Genomic DNA, 1,773 nt, shown 5'->3' on the forward strand with positions numbered 1-1,773 from the left:
AGCGGGATGCCGAGGTCGCCCTCGGCTACCACTGACAAGACAGTTGCTACCGTTTCACCGAAATGAGGCGGTGGCTGCCCGGGGCGGCTCAATCGTTGGCGGCCGACAATTCCTGGCCGCGCACGGTGGCGGCCTCGATCGCGCGGGCGACGATGGCCTCGAATCCGTCGGCCTGGAAACGCTCGATCGCCGCCTGGGTGGTGCCGTTGGGCGAGGTGACCCGTCGGCGCAGCTCGGCCGGCGCGTCGTCGGATTCGTCCAGCATGCGGCTGGCGCCGAGCAGGGTCTGCACCACCAGCGTGCGCGCCGCGTCGGCGGGCAGGCCCTGGGCGATGGCCGCGCTTTCCATGGCCTCGGCCAGCAGGAAGACATAGGCCGGGCCGCTGCCGGACACCGCGGTGACCGCATCCATCCGGGCTTCCTCCTCGATCCACACCGTGCGCCCGGCGCTGGCCAGCACGGTGTCGGCCAGCGCGCGCTGCGCGTCGCTCACCGTGGCCGTGGCGAACAGGCCGGTCACGCCCGCGCCCAGCAGGGCCGGCGTGTTGGGCATCGCCCGCACCACCGCCGCGTGCCCGCCCAGCCAGCGCGTCAGCTGCGCGCTGGTGATGCCGGCGGCGATGGACACCACCAGCGGCTGCTGCGCCTGCGCCAGGCCAGCCAAACTGGCGCAGACCTCGCGCAACACCTGCGGCTTGACCGCCAGCACCCACACCGCGCCGTGGGCGGCGGCCGTGGCCGCATCGGCATGGGGGTTGACCGCGAAGTCGGCCTGCAACTGCTCGCGCAGCGCGGCCACCGGCTCGGCCACGTGGATGCTTGCGGCGGGCACGCCCTGGCGGACCAGGCCGGCGATCAGGCTGCGGGCCATGTTGCCGCCGCCGATGAAGGTAAGCGTGGATGCGCTCATGCGTTCTCCTGGGTAAGCACGTGAAGAAGGATCAGGCCGGGCGCGGGCGCGCGCCGAACAGGGCCGTGCCGATGCGCACCAGCGTGGCGCCCTGCGCAATGGCCTCGGGGTAATCGGCGCTCATGCCCATCGACAGGGTATCGGCCTGTGGATGGCGCGCGGCCAACCTCTCGAACAGCCCGCGCATGGCCGCCAACGCACGCGCACGCCGCGCCGGCTCCGGCCACGGCGCGGGAATGGCCATCAAGCCGCGCAGGCACAGCCGCGGCTCGGCCGCGATCGCCGCCGCCAGTGGCGCGATCGCCTCCGGGTGGCAGCCATGCTTGCTGTCTTCATCATCGATGTTGACCTGGATCAGCACGTTCAGCGGGGGCTCCCCGGCAGGCCGGTGCGCGCCCAGCGCGGCCACCAGCTTGGGCCGGTCCACGCTCTGCACCCAGTGGAAATGGCGTGCGGCCAGCTCGGCCTTGTTCGATTGCAGGTGGCCGATCAGGTGCCATTCCAGGCCCAGCCCGGCCAGCGCCGCGATCTTGGGCAGCGCTTCCTGCACGTAGTTTTCGCCGAACGCGCGCTGGCCCTGTGCGGCCAGGGCGGCCACCGCCTCGGCCGGCTGGGTCTTGGAGACCGCCAGCAGCCGGGGGTCTGGCCGTCCGGCGGCGGCGGCCGCGTTGTGCAGGTTCAGCAATATCGTCGGCAGGGGCGGCGCGGACACGGGCGTTTTCCGGTAGATCAGGAACGCTATACTGCCGCCCGGGGAAAGAACCTTCCAGTCGCAGCAGTCATGGGGAGTAGCAGCGCATGGATATCGCCGAACTGTTGGCGTTTTCCGTAAAGAACAAAGCGTCGGATCTTCATCTGTCGGC

The 1,773-nt window shown here is 71.2% G+C and carries 2 protein-coding genes; both read right to left on the reverse strand.

The window, feature by feature from the left end:
• Positions 1-88 precede the first annotated feature (88 nt).
• Positions 89-910 (reverse strand): pyrroline-5-carboxylate reductase, encoded by an 822-nt coding sequence (proC, locus tag RSA25_RS19445; protein WP_332810462.1) that lies wholly within the window; start codon positions 908-910, stop codon positions 89-91.
• Between the two features lie 31 nt (positions 911-941).
• Positions 942-1,622, reverse strand: coding sequence for a YggS family pyridoxal phosphate-dependent enzyme (locus RSA25_RS19450; RefSeq protein ID WP_332810463.1), 681 nt, complete (start codon positions 1,620-1,622; stop codon positions 942-944).
• Positions 1,623-1,773 lie beyond the last annotated feature (151 nt).

The sequence above is a fragment of the Stenotrophomonas sp. genome (assembly GCF_036662295.1).
Classification (GTDB): Bacteria; Pseudomonadota; Gammaproteobacteria; order Xanthomonadales; family Xanthomonadaceae; genus Stenotrophomonas.

What these genes read in the sequence shown, in the direction of transcription:
- proC (WP_332810462.1), bottom strand. Translation starts at nt 910, where the DNA reads ATGAGCGCATCCACGCTTACCTTCATCGGCGGCGGCAACATGGCCCGC.